Source organism: Pseudomonas sp. Marseille-Q5299 (assembly GCF_943737035.1).
GTDB classification, from domain to species: Bacteria; Pseudomonadota; Gammaproteobacteria; order Pseudomonadales; family Pseudomonadaceae; genus Aquipseudomonas; species Aquipseudomonas putida_E.
This window is the reverse complement of the sequence record NZ_CALSFR010000003.1, coordinates 689819-706695: the sequence shown is the minus strand read 5'-3', so window position 1 is coordinate 706695 and position 16877 is coordinate 689819. Positions and strand designations below refer to the sequence as shown.

The 16877-nt window shown below is 62.0% G+C and carries 17 protein-coding genes; 11 read left to right on the top strand and 6 right to left on the bottom strand.

The genetic code is table 11. From position 1 onward, the window contains the following. Nucleotides 1-258 precede the first annotated feature (258 nt). Nucleotides 259-978: a carbonic anhydrase gene (locus NGJ21_RS11925; RefSeq protein WP_012312070.1), complete on the top strand. Its 720-nt coding sequence runs from the start codon at nt 259-261 to the stop codon at nt 976-978. Nucleotides 979-1170: 192 nt separating this feature from the next. Further along, a complete protein-coding gene (locus tag NGJ21_RS11920; RefSeq protein WP_115273253.1) occupies nt 1171-2697 on the top strand; it encodes a SulP family inorganic anion transporter in 1527 nt (508 codons plus the stop codon). Nucleotides 2698-2699: 2 nt separating this feature from the next. On the opposite strand, the gene NGJ21_RS11915 is transcribed toward NGJ21_RS11920, so the two are convergent. Both NGJ21_RS11915 and NGJ21_RS11910 read right to left on the bottom strand, forming a co-directional pair. Then, nucleotides 2700-3788: a hypothetical protein gene (locus NGJ21_RS11915; RefSeq protein ID WP_251962148.1), complete on the bottom strand. Its 1089-nt coding sequence runs from the start codon at nt 3786-3788 to the stop codon at nt 2700-2702. Between the two features lie 118 nt (nt 3789-3906). Next, on the bottom strand, nt 3907-4548 hold the full coding sequence (locus NGJ21_RS11910; RefSeq protein ID WP_012312073.1) for a hypothetical protein: 642 nt from the start codon (nt 4546-4548) through the stop codon (nt 3907-3909). Nucleotides 4549-4917: 369 nt separating this feature from the next. Between NGJ21_RS11910 and coxB the strand changes: the two genes are divergently transcribed. From coxB to NGJ21_RS11890, 4 genes are read left to right on the top strand one after another with little or no spacing between them, the layout of a single operon-like run. Beyond that, nucleotides 4918-6045: a cytochrome c oxidase subunit II gene (gene coxB / locus NGJ21_RS11905; protein WP_115273255.1), complete on the top strand. Its 1128-nt coding sequence runs from the start codon at nt 4918-4920 to the stop codon at nt 6043-6045. Between the two features lie 43 nt (nt 6046-6088). Continuing rightward, on the top strand, nt 6089-7678 hold the full coding sequence (gene ctaD, locus NGJ21_RS11900; RefSeq protein WP_012312075.1) for a cytochrome c oxidase subunit I: 1590 nt from the start codon (nt 6089-6091) through the stop codon (nt 7676-7678). Between the two features lie 10 nt (nt 7679-7688). Further along, nucleotides 7689-8255 carry a cytochrome c oxidase assembly protein gene (locus NGJ21_RS11895; protein WP_046786827.1) on the top strand — a complete coding sequence of 189 codons (567 nt, stop codon included), beginning with the start codon at nt 7689-7691 and terminating at the stop codon, nt 8253-8255. Nucleotides 8256-8271: 16 nt separating this feature from the next. Further along, nucleotides 8272-9159 (top strand): cytochrome c oxidase subunit 3, encoded by an 888-nt coding sequence (locus tag NGJ21_RS11890; RefSeq protein ID WP_046786828.1) that lies wholly within the window; start codon nt 8272-8274, stop codon nt 9157-9159. Between the two features lie 135 nt (nt 9160-9294). Here the strand turns inward: NGJ21_RS11890 and NGJ21_RS11885 are convergent, their stop codons facing one another. Further along, nucleotides 9295-9498, bottom strand: a complete 204-nt coding sequence (locus NGJ21_RS11885) for a twin transmembrane helix small protein (protein WP_012312078.1) — start codon at nt 9496-9498, stop codon at nt 9295-9297. A 51-nt stretch (nt 9499-9549) separates the two neighbouring features. Between NGJ21_RS11885 and NGJ21_RS11880 the strand changes: the two genes are divergently transcribed. The 5 genes from NGJ21_RS11880 to NGJ21_RS11860 are packed head-to-tail and all read left to right on the top strand — an operon-like array spanning nt 9550 to nt 13431. After that, nucleotides 9550-10290, top strand: a complete 741-nt coding sequence (locus NGJ21_RS11880) for an SURF1 family protein (RefSeq protein ID WP_251962147.1) — start codon at nt 9550-9552, stop codon at nt 10288-10290. Further along, the gene (locus tag NGJ21_RS11875) at nt 10256-10840 is read left to right on the top strand and encodes a PA_0111/PP_0108 family redox-active disulfide protein (protein WP_046786830.1); all 585 of its coding nucleotides are present in this window, start codon (nt 10256-10258) and stop codon (nt 10838-10840) included. The genes NGJ21_RS11880 and NGJ21_RS11875 overlap by 35 nt, the downstream gene beginning before the upstream one ends. 10 nt (nt 10841-10850) lie before the next feature. Further along, nucleotides 10851-11924 carry a COX15/CtaA family protein gene (locus tag NGJ21_RS11870; protein ID WP_115273257.1) on the top strand — a complete coding sequence of 358 codons (1074 nt, stop codon included), beginning with the start codon at nt 10851-10853 and terminating at the stop codon, nt 11922-11924. Next, nucleotides 11909-12802, top strand: coding sequence for a heme o synthase (gene cyoE, locus NGJ21_RS11865; RefSeq protein ID WP_119688035.1), 894 nt, complete (start codon nt 11909-11911; stop codon nt 12800-12802). The genes NGJ21_RS11870 and cyoE overlap by 16 nt, the downstream gene beginning before the upstream one ends. Then, a complete protein-coding gene (locus tag NGJ21_RS11860; protein ID WP_115273259.1) occupies nt 12799-13431 on the top strand; it encodes an SCO family protein in 633 nt (210 codons plus the stop codon). Before cyoE ends, NGJ21_RS11860 begins: the two co-directional genes overlap by 4 nt. 97 nt (nt 13432-13528) lie before the next feature. Here the strand turns inward: NGJ21_RS11860 and NGJ21_RS11855 are convergent, their stop codons facing one another. The 3 genes from NGJ21_RS11855 to NGJ21_RS11845 form a co-directional block, all read right to left on the bottom strand. Next, nucleotides 13529-14632: a polyamine ABC transporter substrate-binding protein gene (locus NGJ21_RS11855; protein WP_115273260.1), complete on the bottom strand. Its 1104-nt coding sequence runs from the start codon at nt 14630-14632 to the stop codon at nt 13529-13531. After that, nucleotides 14632-15675, bottom strand: coding sequence for a histone deacetylase family protein (locus NGJ21_RS11850; protein WP_046786833.1), 1044 nt, complete (start codon nt 15673-15675; stop codon nt 14632-14634). The genes NGJ21_RS11855 and NGJ21_RS11850 overlap by 1 nt, the downstream gene beginning before the upstream one ends. A gap of 111 nt (nt 15676-15786) precedes the next feature. Then, nucleotides 15787-16779 (bottom strand): AraC family transcriptional regulator, encoded by a 993-nt coding sequence (locus NGJ21_RS11845; RefSeq protein ID WP_115273261.1) that lies wholly within the window; start codon nt 16777-16779, stop codon nt 15787-15789. Nucleotides 16780-16877 lie beyond the last annotated feature (98 nt).

Genomic DNA, 16877 nt, shown 5'->3' with positions numbered 1-16877 from the left:
TAATCCAAGCACATAATCTTATTCAGGGCTCTTGGCATTTGATGTGTTTTTGCTATTATTCAATTCCCGCCTTATCTATCTGGAACACCCGTTCTAGAGCCTCCGAATTAAGTTTCAGTTAAGTTTTCCCCGCTAGCGTAGGAAACCAGTCCACGAAGACTGTGATCTATGGCCTGTGCGTGTCATCTAATTCCTCGCATAGCCAGAATCTTTCACCGGTAAAATGGATTTACCAACTCACCGTCAAGAGGATGAATCATGCCCGTCAAGGACCCATCCAAGGTCGTTCCGCAGGCCCCCGCGGAGAGCGCCGATGCCGCCCTCAAGCACATCGTCGACGGCTTCCTGCGTTTCCACCATGACGTCTTCCCCGAGCAGCAAGAGCTGTTCAAGAAGCTCGCCACCGCGCAAACGCCGCGCGCCATGTTCATCACCTGTGCCGACTCGCGCATCGTCCCCGAGCTGATCACCCAGAGCTCGCCAGGCGACCTGTTCGTGACCCGTAACGTTGGCAACGTGGTACCGCCGTATGGCCAGATGAACGGCGGCGTTTCCAGCGCCATCGAGTACGCCGTGTCGGCGCTGGGCGTGCACCACATCATCATCTGTGGCCACTCCGACTGCGGCGCGATGCGTGCGGTACTCAACCCGCAATCGCTGGCCAAGATGCCGACCGTTTCCGCCTGGCTGCGTCATGCCGAAGTGGCACGCACCGTGGTCGAGAACAACTGCTCCTGCGGCAGCGAGCATGAAACCATGCAGGTGCTGACCCGCGAAAACGTCATTGCCCAGTTGCACCACCTGCGCACCCACCCGTCGGTGGCGTCGCGCCTTGCGGCTGGCGAGCTGTACATCCATGGTTGGGTCTATGACATCGAGACCAGCCGGATCGAAGCCTACGATGCCGCCAGCGACAGCTTCATGCCCCTGGCCGCCGGTGAGCCGGTGCCCTGCGCGACTCCGAGAGGCCGCTACTAAGCGACCCATCCACCGCTAGAACCTTGATAGCCGGCTGCACCCCGCAGGGGTGTGGCGCGGCCTTCGGCTGCCTTGAATTCCCTGACTGCCCTGCCGGCATGCTCGCTGGCGGCCCGCGCCTGCGCGTTTGTCAGGGGCCAAACGTGCCCATGGCCAGAGGAAAGGCCATGTGACAGAGAAAGGAGAAACACGGTGAACATTACACAGTTGAAAGCGGCCTTGCCGCGAGAGTTGCTGGCGTCGGTTGTGGTCTTCCTGGTGGCCCTGCCCTTGTGCATGGGCATTGCGATCGCTTCGGGCATGCCTCCTGCCAAAGGCCTGATAACCGGCATCATCGGCGGTATCGTGGTGGGCTTTCTGGCCGGTTCGCCACTGCAGGTCAGTGGCCCTGCCGCGGGCTTGGCCGTGCTGGTGTTCGAACTGGTGCGCCAACACGGCGTTGCCATGCTCGGGCCGATCCTGCTGCTGGCGGGGGTGTTGCAATTGCTGGCCGGGCGTTTGCGCCTGGGCTGCTGGTTCCGCGTCACCGCCCCGGCGGTGGTGTACGGCATGCTGGCAGGTATCGGTGTGCTGATCGTGCTGTCACAGGTGCATGTGATGTTCGACACCGCGCCGCAACCTTCGGGCTTGCAGAACCTGATCGGGTTCCCCGCTACAGTGGCTAGCGCCCTGCCCTTTGAAAGTGCCGGCAGTGGCTGGCAGGCCGGCCTGCTCGGTGTGGGGACCATCGCCGTGATGTGGGGTTGGGAACGCTTGCGGCCACAGCGGCTGCGGTTCGTACCTGGGGCCTTGCTCGGTGTGGCGGGCATGACGTTGGTCAGCATGTGGCTGGCACTGCCCGTCAATCGCGTGCAAGTGCCGGCAGACTTGACCGAGGCCATCGACTGGCTGCGCCCCGAGGATTTGCTGCAACTGGCTGATCCGACCTTGCTGGTGGCCGCCTTCGCCCTGGCTTTCATCGCCAGTGCCGAAACGCTGTTGTCTGCCGCGGCGGTGGACCGCATGCACAGCGGCCAGCGCTCGGACTTCGACCGTGAACTTTCCGCGCAGGGTATCGGCAACATGCTATGCGGTGTATTGGGCGCGCTGCCGATGACCGGAGTGATCGTCCGCAGTTCGGCCAATGTGCAGGCAGGCGCGCAAACCCGTGCATCGGCGATCCTCCACGGCTTGTGGCTGTTGGCTTTCGTGGTGGTCTTGAGCAGTGTGCTGCAGCAGATCCCGGTGGCAAGCCTGGCGGGCGTGCTGGTTTACACCGGTATCAAGTTGGTGGACTTCAAGGCCTTTCGTGGGCTTGGCCGCTACGGTCGCATGCCCATGTTCACCTATGCAGCTACCGCGCTGGCGATCATCTTCACGGATCTGCTGACCGGTGTACTGCTGGGCTTTGCCCTGACGCTGCTGAAGCTGGCACTCAAAGCGGCCCGCCTGAAGATCAACCTGCTCAGCCTGGACCGGCCGGGGCACATGGAGCTGCGGCTCACCGGCGCCGCCACCTTTCTCAAGGTGCCGGCACTGACCCAGGTGCTGGAAACGGTGCCCCCTGGCACTCAGCTGCACGTACCTCTGGCCAACCTCAGTTACATCGACCACTCGGTACTGGAGTTACTGGAAGATTGGGGGCGTACACAGCGCAGCGCCGGATCACGCCTGCTCATAGAGCCGCGTGGGCTCAAGCGGCGTATCGAAGGGGGCTTGCGCACTGCGGCAGAGTGTTGAGGTCAGTCTTCCTCGACGACACGGATGGAGGGCGAGCCGGGCCAGGTACCGTACAGGTTGATGGTCCGGCTGCCGCCAACCCACTGGCTGAGGGGCGTCGCCCAGTGCCGCTTCAACGTTTGATTGGCGCCCAGGTTGACGAATTCGGCGCTGAAGTCGAGATTCCTGGCGCCGAGCGGAATGGTGAAGTTATGCGACAGGCCGCCGGAAATGGTCATCGGGCCAACCGTGGTGCGGCGTTCACCTGGCCGATCATAGGCAATCGATACCTTGGTGATGTAGGTGGTGGCGGAAGTGGCCTTGCTGTCGACATGCAGTTGCAAGCTGCCAACTTTGCGCACCCAGATCGGAATGATCATTCTGTCGGGGCCAAAAGAGGCAAAGCTGTAGGCCACAGGCAGCGGGATGGTCGCAACCTGGCCATCTTGCGCAGGCAGCGTGTGCGATTCCACCGAAGCGGTATCGCGGATGGAAATGAACGTTGCCCCACCTTTGCCTGAAATACCGTCTTCGCCCAGCAAGGTGTTCAGGCCGCTGGCTGAACCCGAAAGGGCGAATTTGGCATTCTTGCTCTTGGCCCCGGCATTCACGCCGCTACTGGCCAGAATGACGCTCGTTACCACGCCAAAACCTTCTGCAATCCTGCCATTGCTGGCCATGCCGACTTTCTCGGCCTGTGCATATAGCCAATCGTACTGGTCGTGGATCAAGGCCAGGTCACTCAGACGTTGCTCACCATGAAGGGCAAACTCCGAAGCGATCGACTCCTCTTTACCGAAGTTCCACTCTAGCGTCAGGTCTGGCTTGACCTGAGCGCCGGTGGCAGGGTCGATCACCGTCCCTGAAACATTGGCCTTGGTCTCCCTGCGTGATACGTCCTTGGAGCTGATGGCCCAGCGGCGCCCTTGCTGAACATTGGAAATCTGCACGGTGGGCAACGCTTCGTTGACCAGGGTGAAATCGCCGGAAGCCGGGTCGATGATGCCCACTGCACCGGGTTTGATGACCGGGTTGAGGGCCCAGTTGCCCCAAAGGGTGGAGCGGCTGCCGCGTAACAGGTCCGTGTAGAGCCTGTTCCATTTGATGCTCATGGTTCTTCCTCGCCTTGTTAGGTCAATGCCTACCCGATAGGGGGGGGCGGGAAGAATCTATCTGTGCGCGGTACAGCCGATCAGTTGGAGCCTGTTCCCATGGGGCTGCTGGCAGCGCTCAGGCCGGCTGGCCCAGTTCGACACCCAGCTGGCGCGACAGGCATGGCCAGCGTTTCCAGGCCTCGCCAGTCTTCGGGCTGCTCAAGGTTTCCCGGTAGGCTTCTACGGATTCGGTAGCAAAGCTTTCCTCGTTGAGCATTTCATCCACCGAATGGTGCACCACCTCATCGAGCTGGTTGGCGAAGGTCTCTCCGATCAGTTGATGGGCAATCAAGTTGGCCATGGTGGTATCGAATGGGATCAGTGGTTGCTGGAAGTGGCGGATATAAAGGTCGTTCACCTCCTCCACCAGACGGTGCGCCAGGTAGGCTTCATCCAGCAGGCAGTCCAGGCCCACGTGCCCTTGCATCACGCTCGGCGGCTGCAGGAAATAGGCTTCGGCGATCTTCAGTACAGGTTTGATCTGCGACTCGATACCGGCCTCGAGCGCCACCGCGTGGGCAGCCTCCAGCAACTCCGGCACCTGGTCGATATAGGCGCTGACGAAGCGCGCCAAAGTACCCTGGGCGTCCTGCTCAGGCAGTTGGATCGAGGGGTGCAGATGGGGCAGTTGCAGCTCGAGACGCTCTTTCAGTTGGCCGGTATGGCGTTCGTGATCGTGGGCTTGGCTTATTTGCTCGCGTACAGCAGCGATGTTCATGACAACTCCAGGGACAATACGTTTCAAACGGAAGACACTAAATTAGCTCGGTATACAGAATACCTAAGACGCATTTGTTATAAATCGCGCAAACGTGTGCGCTGTTGGGTATATGCAGATGCCACCATTATGCCACTTAGCGTCTAGAGCAGGCCTTGCAGGCGATTTCGCGATTTCATGAAGATCATTTCACCTGCGTCGTTGCGTGCCATTGGTCGCTGTCTATACTCGGGTTGAACGTGATTCGCTGATGAGGCCCGACTGCTTTTCGCAGGGGCTCGGTCGTCGAAGCCAGGCAGTCTTGACCGCCGTTCCCTCTTGCCGCAGGCCACGCCTCCGGGACAACAAGAATTAGAAGGGGAACCCGCAATGATGCGACATCCACCAGTCTGGATGGGCCTCCTGTTGTGGTTGGTTTTAGGTCAGGCCAACGCCGCCTGGACCGTGAACATGGCGCCGGGGGCGACGGAAGTCTCCAACGCCGTGTTCGACCTGCACATGACCATCTTCTGGATCTGCGTGATCATCGGCGTCGTGGTGTTCGGCGCGATGTTCTGGTCCATGGTCATCCACCGCCGTTCCACCGGCCAGCAAGCTGCGCATTTTCACGAGCACACCTGGGTGGAAATCCTGTGGACCGTGGTCCCCTTGCTCATCCTGGTGGCCATGGCCATCCCCGCCACCAAGACCCTGATCGATATCTACGACGCCAGCGAATCGGACATTGATATCCAGGTTACGGGCTACCAGTGGAAATGGCACTACAAATACCTGGGCCAGGACGTGGAGTTTTTCAGCAACCTGGCCACCCCTGCCGACCAGATCCAGAACAAGGCGCCCAAGGATGAGCACTACCTGCTTGAGGTCGACCAGCCGCTGGTGCTGCCGGTAGGGGCGAAAGTGCGCTTTCTGGTGACGGCCGCCGACGTGATCCATTCCTGGTGGGTACCGGCTTTCGCGGTCAAGCGTGACGCCATCCCAGGCTTTGTCAATGAAGCCTGGACGCGCGTCGAGAAGCCCGGCATCTATCGCGGCCAATGCACCGAACTGTGTGGCAAGGACCACGGTTTCATGCCGGTGGTGGTGGAGGTCAAGTCCAAGGCCGACTACGACACCTGGCTCGGCGAGCGCAAGGCCGAGGCGGCCAAACTCAAGGAGCTGACCAGCAAGGAATGGACCCTTGAAGAGTTGGTCGCGCGCGGCGACAAGGTTTACCACACCACCTGCGTGGCCTGTCACCAGGCAGAAGGCCAGGGCCTGCCGCCGATGTTCCCGGCTCTCAAGGGCTCGAAGATCGCCACCGGCCCCATAGATGCCCACTTGAACATCGTCTTCCACGGCAAGCCCGGTACCTCCATGGCGGCCTTCGGCAAGCAACTGTCTGAAGTCGATATCGCCGCCGTGGTCACCTACGAGCGCAACGCCTGGGGCAATGACAAAGGCGACATGGTCACACCGAAGGACGTGCTGGCGCTCAAGCAGGCACAAGCGCAATGAACCGGGTTACTCGCGGCAGTCAGTGGGCTGCAGGAGACAGGACATGAGTGCAGTGATCGACGACCACGCCCACGGCCATGAGCATGCCCACGGCCCGGCAAAGGGCTTGATGCGCTGGGTGCTGACCACCAACCACAAGGATATCGGCACGATGTACCTGTGGTTCAGCTTCATCATGTTCCTTCTTGGCGGCTCGTTCGCCATGGTGATACGCGCCGAACTGTTCCAGCCCGGGCTGCAGATCGTCGAGCCGGCATTTTTCAACCAGATGACCACCATGCACGGCCTGATCATGGTGTTCGGCGCAGTGATGCCGGCCTTCGTCGGCTTGGCCAACTGGATGATCCCGCTGATGATCGGCGCGCCGGACATGGCCCTCCCGCGGATGAACAACTTCAGTTTCTGGCTGCTGCCGGCAGCGTTTCTGATGCTGGTATCGACCCTGTTCAGCCCTGGTGGCGGGCCGAACTTTGGCTGGACCTTCTACGCCCCGCTATCGACCACCTATGCCCCCGCCAGCGTGACCTTCTTCATCTTTGCCATCCACTTGATGGGTATCAGTTCGATCATGGGGGCCATCAACGTCATCGCCACCATTCTCAACCTGCGCGCACCGGGCATGACCCTGATGAAAATGCCGCTGTTCGTCTGGACCTGGCTGATCACGGCCTTCCTGCTGATCGCGGTGATGCCGGTGCTGGCCGGTGTGGTGACCATGATGCTGATGGATATCCACTTTGGCACCAGCTTCTTCAGCGCCGCCGGTGGCGGTGACCCGGTGCTGTTCCAGCATGTGTTCTGGTTCTTCGGCCACCCAGAGGTGTACATCATGATCTTGCCGGCCTTCGGCGCGGTCAGCTCGATCATCCCGGCGTTCTCGCGCAAGCCGCTGTTCGGCTACACCTCGATGGTCTATGCCACGGGTGCGATCGCATTCCTGTCGTTCATCGTCTGGGCGCACCACATGTTCGTGGTCGGCATCCCGGTGGTGGGTGAGTTGTTCTTCATGTACGCGACCATGCTCATTGCCGTGCCCACCGGGGTGAAGGTGTTCAACTGGGTCAGCACCATGTGGGAAGGCTCGCTGACCTTCGAGACGCCGATGCTGTTCGCCATCGCCTTCGTCATATTGTTCACCATCGGTGGGTTCTCCGGGCTGATGCTGGCCATCGCGCCGGCAGACTTCCAGTACCACGACACCTACTTCGTGGTGGCGCACTTCCATTACGTGCTGGTGCCTGGGGCGATCTTCGGCATCTTCGCCTCGGCCTATTACTGGCTGCCGAAGTGGACCGGCCACATGTACGACGAAACCCTCGGCAAGCTGCATTTCTGGCTGTCGTTCATCGGCATGAACCTGGCCTTCTTCCCCATGCACTTCGTTGGCCTGGCCGGCATGCCGCGGCGCATTCCTGACTACAACCTGCAGTTCGCCGACTTCAACATGGTGTCATCGGTCGGTGCGTTCATGTTTGGTGCCACGCAGATCTTCTTCCTGTTCATCGTCATCAAGTGCATTCGCGGCGGCGCGCCGGCCCCGGCCAAACCCTGGGATGGTGCAGAGGGCCTTGAGTGGTCGGTCCCTTCGCCGGCGCCGTATCACACCTTCCAGACGCCACCGGATGTGAAATAGGTAACCGCCCATGACCGGCCAACCGCTCAAACGTCTGGTGCTGCGCCTGCTGATGCTGACGGTGGTGATGTTCGCCTTCGGCTTTGCCCTGGTGCCGATCTACGACGTCATGTGCAGGGCCTTCGGCATCAATGGCAAGACCGGCGGGCAGTATGAGGGTAGCCAGGTCAGCGATCCGACGCGTTCGGTGCGGGTGCAGTTCATGTCGACCAATGCCGGCGACATGGTCTGGGACTTCTATGCCACTGCCGACCAGCTCGCGGTCAACCCGGGGGCCGTCAACCAGATGATCTTCGTGGCTCACAACACCACTGACCGGCCGATGAGCGCCCAGGCCGTACCCAGCATCACACCGGCCGAGGCCGCGGCGTATTTCCACAAGACCGAGTGCTTCTGCTTTACCCAGCAGGTGCTGCAGCCCGGCGAACGTATCGAGATGCCTGTGCGCTTCATCGTCGACCGGGACCTGCCGGCCAGCGTGAAGCACCTGACACTGGCCTACACCTTGTTCGACATCACCGCTCGCCACCCGCCGGTCGCGCATGTCGCGCCCCAGGACGTTCAGGGCGCCCGTTAAGGGAAGGAGAACAGCAATGGCAAGTCATGACCACTACTACGTCCCTGCGCAGAGCAAGTGGCCGATCATTGCCACCATCGGCATGTTCGTCACGGTGTACGGCCTTGGCACGTGGTTCAACGACCTCAAGGCTGGCCACCCTGACTCCCATGGGCCGCTGATTTTCTTCGTCGGTGCCCTGCTGCTGGCCTACATGCTGTTCGGCTGGTTCGGGGCGGTGGTTAAGGAAAGCCACGCCGGGCTGTATAGCGCGCAGCTGGACCGCTCGTTCCGCTGGGGCATGAGCTGGTTCATCTTCTCCGAGGTGATGTTCTTCCTGGCCTTCTTTGGCGCGTTGTTCTACGTGCGGGTACTGGCCGGGCCATGGCTCGGTGGTGAAGGCGACAAGGGGGTCGCACACATGCTGTGGCCCAGTTTCGAATTCACCTGGCCCCTGCTCAATACCCCGGACCCCAAGCTGTTCCCGCCGGCCAAGGACGTCATCGACCCTTGGCACCTGCCTTTGATCAACACCATTTTGCTGGTCAGTTCGAGCGTGACCATCACCATCGCCCACCATGCACTGCGACGTGACCACCGTGGGGCGCTGAAGCTGTGGATGGCAATCACCATCCTGCTGGGGTTGAGCTTCATCGCGCTGCAGGCCTACGAATACTTCGAGGCCTACACCAAGTTGGGCCTGACGCTGGGCTCGGGGATCTACGGCGCAACCTTCTTCATGCTCACAGGCTTCCACGGTGCCCACGTTACCTTGGGCACGATCATTTTGATCGTCATGTTCGTGCGCATCCTGCGTGGGCACTTCAACCCGGACAAACACTTCGGCTTCGAGGCGGCAAGCTGGTATTGGCACTTCGTCGATGTGGTGTGGGTCGGTTTGTTCATCTTTGTATATGTGCTGTGAAGGGCGACGCAGCCCTTGTAGGAGCGGCCTTGTGTCGCGAAAGGGCCGCAGCGCGGACCCTGGATGTCGGCTCAAACGCATAAAGTGCCGGGGCTGCTCTGCACCCCTTTCGCGACACAAGTGGCGCAGAGAAGCTTAAAAAGGAGCGTGGGAGACCAACTGGCCACTGATGAGGCCATAAGCAACCAAGGCGATGGTCAGGCAGGCCAAGGTGACACGCACGGTCAGTGCCTTGAGCAGGCGGGTCGAGTTCTCATCGTCCTTGACCAGAAACACCAGGCCGCTGAACAGGCTGGCAATGGTGGCCAACAGCATCATGACAATCGCGGCCTTGAGCATGGCGTTTCTCCGGGGGGATGCGGTGATGTGGATAAGTATAGCGAGGCGCCCGTGAGGCCGTTTCGCCCGGGCTGGGTACCCACCCTGGTAGTGCTTGCGCTGCTGCCGGGGTTGATTGCCCTTGGCTGCTGGCAATTGGGCCGAGCCGACGAAAAGCGCGCATTGCTGGCCAACCATGCCGAGCGCAGCGTCGACGCGCCGCTTTCCGCGGCCCAGTTGCAGTTGAGCAACGATACCGCCTTCCGCCGTGTGCACCTCTACGGCCGCTTCGATGCCGAGCACAGCATGCTGCTGGACAATCGCATGCGCGACGGCCAGGCAGGCGTCGAGTTGCTGCAGCCCTTTCTCGACCAGCCCAGCGGCTTGTGGCTGTTGGTCAACCGTGGGTGGTTGCCCTGGCCCGACCGCCGCGTACCGGTGCCCTTCGACACCCCTGCGCAGGCTCTGGCCCTGGATGCCTCGGTATACGTAGCACCCGGCAGCACCTTTCAACTACACCCCGACCCCGTTGGGGGCCAGTGGCCGCACCTGCTGACGGCCGTGAACCCTGCACAACTGTGGCAACAGCTCCAGCGCGAAGGATTTGCCCATGAGCTGCGCCTGCAGCCCGGCCCGGCGGCTTACCGCCTGGACTGGCCAGTGGTGGCCATGGGGCCGGAGAAACACTTGGGCTATGCCGTGCAGTGGTTCGCCCTGGCCACCGCCCTGGTGCTGCTCTACCTCTACTTTGGCTGGCACAACAAAAAGGAGAACCGCCATGGCCGCCACCACCACTCCACTGGACCTGCCTGAACGTCGCAAACCCAGGGCCCGCGGGCGTTTGCAGCTGATCCTGATTCTGCTGGTGGTGCTCGGCCCGATGATCCTGGCCACCAGCATGTACAAGCTCAAGTTCTGGGTGCCGGAAGGCCGAAGCTATCACGGGACGATGATCGGCAATGGCCAGAGCCGCAGCGATATCGGCATCGCTGGCGAAGACGCACGTTGGCAACTGCTGGTCAGCGCCCCAGAAAGCTGTGCCGAAGACTGCCAGCGCCTGGTTTACCTGGCGCGGCAGATCCAGATTGGCCTTGGCCGGGACGCCAGCCGTGCCAGCCATGCCCTGGCCGCTGCCCAACCGTTGAGTGCCGGCTACCAGGCCTTGCTGGGGCGCGAGTACCCACAGCTGCAGCGTTATCCACTCGATACGCAGCGCTACCTTCAGAAGGTAGGAGACCCCGCGCCGCAGCTGTGGATCGTCGACCCGCACGGCAACCTGGTGCTGCGCTATGACGGCAAGGTCAGCGGCAAGCATGTACTGGATGACCTGCGCCACCTGCTCAAGCTGTCCAACATCGGCTAGGAGCCCTGCCATGGCCAGACCCGGATTCCGCCTCGCTGTGTTCGCCACCCTGCTGGCGCTGCTGGTCGTACTGCTCGGTGCCTATACCCGTCTGACCCATGCTGGCCTGGGCTGCCCAGACTGGCCTGGCTGCTATGGCTTCATCAGCGTGCCGAAAACCGACGCGCAGCTGGCCCATGCCGAGCTGCACTTCCCCGAGCACCCGGTGGAGGTCGCCAAGGGCTGGGCCGAGATGGTCCATCGTTACTTTGCCGGCACGCTCGCCTTGGTGATTGCCTTGCTCGCCTTCCAGGCCGTGCGCCGGCATTCGCGCGACGGCCAGCCCTACCGCCTGCCGGTGCTGTTGCTAGGCGTTGTACTGGCCCAGGCGGCATTCGGCATGTGGACAGTGACCCTCAAGCTGTGGCCGCAGGTCGTCACCGCACACCTGCTGGGTGGCTTCACTACCCTGGCCTTGTTGTTCCTGCTGGCGCTGCGCCTGTCACGGGCCTTTGCACCGTTGCCTAAATTACCGCTGAGCTTGCGGCGGATTGCTGCCTTGGCGCTGCTGGTGGTGATCGGCCAGATTGCCTTGGGCGGCTGGGTCAGTTCCAACTATGCGGCCGTTGCCTGCACAGACTTGCCGACCTGCCATGGCCAGTGGTGGCCGGCAGCGGACTTCAGCAACGGTTTCCACCTGACCCAGCACGTCGGCCCCAACTACCTGGGCGGGCAACTGGACAGCGATGCGCGCACGGCCATCCACATCAGCCACCGCCTGGGCGCGCTGCTGGTCACTGGTGTGCTGCTGATGCTCAGCTGGAAGCTGCACCGCTGTGGCTTGCCTGGGTTGGGGCGCCTGGTACTGCTGGTGCTGGCGCTGCAGGTAGGCCTGGGCATCAGCAATGTGCTGCTGCACCTGCCTCTGGCGGTGGCTGTGGCGCATAACGCAGGCGGCGCCCTGTTGCTGCTGAGCATGGTGCTGGTCAACTACCGTATCCGCGTCGTCGACAAGGTGCGCGTGGGCCAGGGCTGGCGCCTGACGCCGGTGACAGGCGTGGGCGCGGCCCATCACTTGAGGAACGACTCGTGGCGACGCTTCTAACTGCGCAGCGTGCAGGCTGGCGCGACTATCTGGAGCTGACCAAGCCCAAGGTGGTGGTGCTGATGCTGATCACCTCGCTGGTGGGCATGTTCCTGGCGACCCGTGCCGGGGTACCTTGGAGCGTGCTGTTGTTCGGCAACCTGGGGATTGCCCTGTGCGCCGGGGGCGCTGCGGCGGTCAACCATGTGCTGGACCGGCGCATCGATGCGCTGATGGCCCGCACCCACAAGCGGCCGCTGGCCCAAGGGCGGGTCGCGCCACTGCCGGCGCTGCTGTTCGCCCTCGCCCTGGCGCTGCTGGGCATGGCCCTGTTACTGATGTTCACCAACGCCCTTGCCGCCTGGCTGACGCTTGCCTCCCTGCTCGGCTATGCGGTGCTCTACACCGGCTTTCTCAAGCGTGCGACGCCGCAGAACATCGTTATCGGTGGCCTTGCAGGCGCGGCCCCGCCGCTGCTTGGCTGGGTGGCAGTAAGTGGCCAAGTCAGTGCCGAGCCCTTGTTGCTGGTGCTGATCATCTTCGCCTGGACGCCGCCGCACTTCTGGGCCCTGGCCATTCACCGCAAGGAGGAGTATGCCAAGGCCGATATCCCGATGCTGCCGGTAACCCACGGCGAGCGCTACACCAAGCTGCACATCCTGCTCTATACCCTGATACTGCTGGCGGTGACCCTGCTGCCCTACGCCATCCACATGAGCGGCCCGTTGTACCTGGCCTGCGCCCTCGCCCTTGGCCTGCGCTTCCTGCAATGGGCCTGGGTGTTGTACCGTGGCAGCCGGCCGCACGCGGCGATCGGCACCTTCAAGTACTCTATCGGCTACCTGTTCGCGCTGTTCATTGCGTTGCTTGTTGACCACTATCTGTTGCTGAACCTATGACCCGAACCCAGAAAACCGTCTTCATCCTCGTTGCCCTGGTCGCGTTGATCATGGGCCTGACCGTCAACAAGGTGCTAAATGGCAGTGACCAGCCAAACCCCACCGAGCTGATCGATGCCGGCATCATCCTCTTGCCGCAGAGCCGCACAGTTGCCGACGTGACCATGACCAACCAGGACGGCCAGCCGGTGCAGCTCGACGATCTCAAGGGCAAGTGGTCGCTGCTGTTCTTTGGCTATACCTATTGCCCGGATATCTGCCCCACCACCCTGGCCCAGTTGCGCCAGGTGAAGAGCGAGCTGCCCAAGGAAGCGGTCGACCGGCTGCAGGTGGTACTGGTGAGTGTCGATCCGAACCGCGACACGCCGAACCAGCTCAAGCAGTACCTGGGTTATTTCGACAAGGATTTCGTCGGGGTGGTGGGGTCGATCGAGGATACCCAGAAGCTGGCCAATGCCTTGAGCATTCCGTTCATTCCGGCGGATACCAGCAAGCCCGGATATACCGTGGATCACAGCGGTAACCTGGCGATTGTCGGGCCGGATGGACGTCAGCGTGGGTTCATACGCGCGCCGTTCAACAACCAGAAGCTGGTGGCGCAGTTGCCGGGCCTTGTGAAGCGGGATTGAGATTGCTGGCCTGCTTTGCAGGCCATCGCGACACAAGGCCGCTCAACAAGGAACCGCGCTCTTCTGCAGGAGCGCGCGGTCCTGTTGCAAGACGGTATCAAGTCCCGGACTTGATCCTGGTCCAGGCCCGCGTCCTCGCCCGCTCTGCCTCACGCGTCAAAGGCTTGAGCGTATACAGCTTGGCCATCGCCTCCGCCGTTGGATACAGGTTGGGGTTGTTGCGGATCGCTGGGCTGACCTGGTCCGTCGCATCCTTGTTCGGGTTCGGGTACCCGACAAAGTCGCTGATCGGCGCAATCACCTCTGGGCGCAGCAGGTAGTTGATGAACGTATGCGCATCCTCCGGGTTGGCAGCGCCCTTCGGAATCGCCAGCATGTCGAACCAGATCGGCGCGCCCTCCTTGGGCAAACGCATGTCCACCACCACACCGTTTTTCGCATCCCGGGCGCGGTTTGCTGCCTGGGAGAAGCTGCCGGAATAACCAACGGCAACGCAGATGTCACCGTTGGCGATATCCGCCATGTACTTGGAAGAGTGGAAGTAGGTGATGTAGGGGCGGATCTTCTGCAGCAGAGCCTCGGCTTGCTTGTAGTCATCCGGCTTGCTGCTGTTGGGGTCCAGCCCCAGGTATTGCAACGCCAGCGGCAGGATCTCTGATGGCGAGTCGAGCAGCGCTACGCCGCACTGCTTGAGCTTGGCGATGTTCTCTTCCTTGAAGAGCAGGTCCCAGCTGTCCACGGGGGCCTTGTCGCCCAGTACCGCCTTGACCTTGTCCGGGTTGAAGCCGATCAGCACCGTGCCGTACATGTAGGGCACGGCGAACTTGTTGCCTGGGTCGTTGGCCTCGATGAGCTTCATCAGTGCCGGGTCCAGGTGTTGCCAGTTCGGCAGCTTGCTGCGGTCCAGTGGCTGGAACACCCCCGCCTCGATCTGCTTGGCGAGAAAGACGTTGGACGGTACTACCACGTCGTAGCCGGAGTTGCCTGTCAGCAGCTTCGCTTCCAGGGCTTCGTTGGTGTCGAAGATGTCGTAGACCAGCTTGACGCCGCTGTCCTTCTGGAAGCCGGTCAAGGTTTGCGGGGTGATGTAATCGAACCAGTTGTAGACGCGCAAGGTGCGCTGTTCGGCTTGTGCCTGGACGGCGCCGGTGAACAGGGTGGCAGCTATGAGTGGGGCGAGCAGGCGCTTGAGTCGGGCCATTATCGGGCTCCTGGCTGGGCGAGCTGGAAGCCTTCCAGCACATTGACCGCGTTGATACCGATTTCTTCCACTGCGTAGCCGCCTTCCATCACGAACAAGGTCGGCTTGCCGAGCTGGGCGATGCGTTTGCCCATCTCCAGATAGTCCGGGCTGTCCAGCTTGAACTGGGAGATAGGGTCATCCTTGAAGGTGTCCACGCCCAGAGAGATGACCAAAACGTCGGCATCGTAATCGGCGATGCGCCGGCAGGCGTCTTCCAGCGCGGCGCTCCAGGCTGCCCAGTCGCTGCCGGCAGGCAGCGGGTAATTGATGTTGCAGCCTTCGCCCGCGCCTGCGCCGGTTTCGTCCGCGTAGCCCAGGAAGAACGGGAACTCGTCTTGCGGGTCGCCGTGGATCGAGGCGAAGAACACGTCATCGCGCTGGTAGAAGATGTCCTGGGTGCCATTGCCATGGTGGTAATCGACGTCAAGGATAGCCACCTTGGCCCTGCCTTGGTCGAGGAAGGCCTGGGCAGCAATCGCGGCGTTGTTCAGGTAGCAGTAACCTCCCATGACCTCGGCGGCGGCGTGATGCCCTGGTGGGCGGCACAGGGCGAAGGCCGCATGGGCGCCTTGCTCGATTGCAGCTTGGGCGGTGAGGGCAACCTGTGCTGCGCTGTAGGCGGCCTGCCAGGTGCCTGCGGTGATGGGCGCGCCGGCATCGAAACTGTAGTAGCCCAACTCGCCATGCAGGCCGGTGGGTTTGACTTGGCGCAAGGTGCGTGCCGGCCAGGTGAAGGGCAACAAGTCGCCCTCCTGACCCAGCGCCGCCCAACGTGCCCAGGCACCTTCGAAGAAGTCGAGATAGTCTGCGCTGTGGATGCGCTGCAGTGGTGCACGGCCAAAATCGGTCGGGGCCTGGACATCACCGAGGTTGCGCTTTTTCACCTGCTCGAGCACATGGTCAGCACGCGAAGGCATTTCGAAGCAGGGCATCAGCTTGCCGTCGATCAGCTCGCAGCGGCCGTGGTGCAGGCGGTGGTCATCGGAATAGATCGTCAGCATTGTTGTTCTCCGGTAGTACTGGCGTTGGCCCATTTTCACGGGCTGCCGGGCGCGGGAGAACGACGCAAACGGCCAAAAGGGGATCGATGTGGCCAAGCTCGCCGGCCTTGATCAACCTCGGAAATGGCTGGGCGCCACACCGCTCCAACGCTGGAAGGCATGCCGGAAGCTTGCCGTCTCACTGAACCCCAAGCGCTCGGCAATTCGGTAGATCGGCATCTGCCCCTCGGCCAGCAGCTGCTTGGCTCGCTCGAATCGCAGCTCATCGAGCAGCTGTTGATAACTGCTGCCCAGCGCCTGTAAGTGCCGGCGCAAGGTACGAGACGAGCAGTTCATCTGCCGCGCCAAGCCTTCCAGGCCGGGGGCAGCGTCCAGTTGCTGCAGCAGTAATTGGCGTATCCGCCCCAGCCAGGCCTGGCGCCCGGTGAATTCAAGGTTCAGGCGCCGGCAGCGCTCGCTCATGGCTTTGTGGGTGATCGGGTCGGCCAGGGGCAGTGGGGCGTCCAGCCAGCGCCGCTCGAAAGCAAAAGCGTTGTCCGGCGCGTCGAACCCGAGCGGGCACGGGAAAGCATCGGTATAGCGGGCGTGATAGTCGGGCCGAGCATGTTCGAAACGCGCGCCGAGCAGCGGCAGCGGGCGGCCCAGCAGGTCGTCACAGATGACTTTGAGCGAGACCAGGCAGAACTCGGCATTGAAAGCGGCCAGCGCCGGGAGGTCGCGGTATTCATCGGCGCTAAGCCAGATGCGCTGGCCATCGTCTATCAGGCGTAAGCGAAAGACTGTTCCCAGCAGTGCCGGATACTGCAAAGCAAGGCGCAAGGCGTCACCCAAAGTGGCACTGGAGAGCAGGGCGTAACCCAGCATGCCGTAGCACGACACATGCATGCGTCTGCCCAGCTCCAGGCCAATGTCTTCACGCCGTGCCACGGCGTTGGCGCATACCTGCAGCTCTTGCTGGGTGGTGATGCGGGCATCGGCATGGCCAAGGTCTGCCGGGCCTATACCGCTGCCAGCCAGCAGCGCCGTTGCCTCGCACCCCTGTTCCTGAAACAGGTTGAGGATCAGCGAAACCGCGTTGAGGGTGGTCAGGTGGCTGTGCAGCATGCTCGCTATTCCCGGGACAGGTATGAATAGATGAGCAATTTGCATGCCGTTATCGCAATCGGCGTTGACTCGCGGAAGGTACAATGCCCGTGGCGATC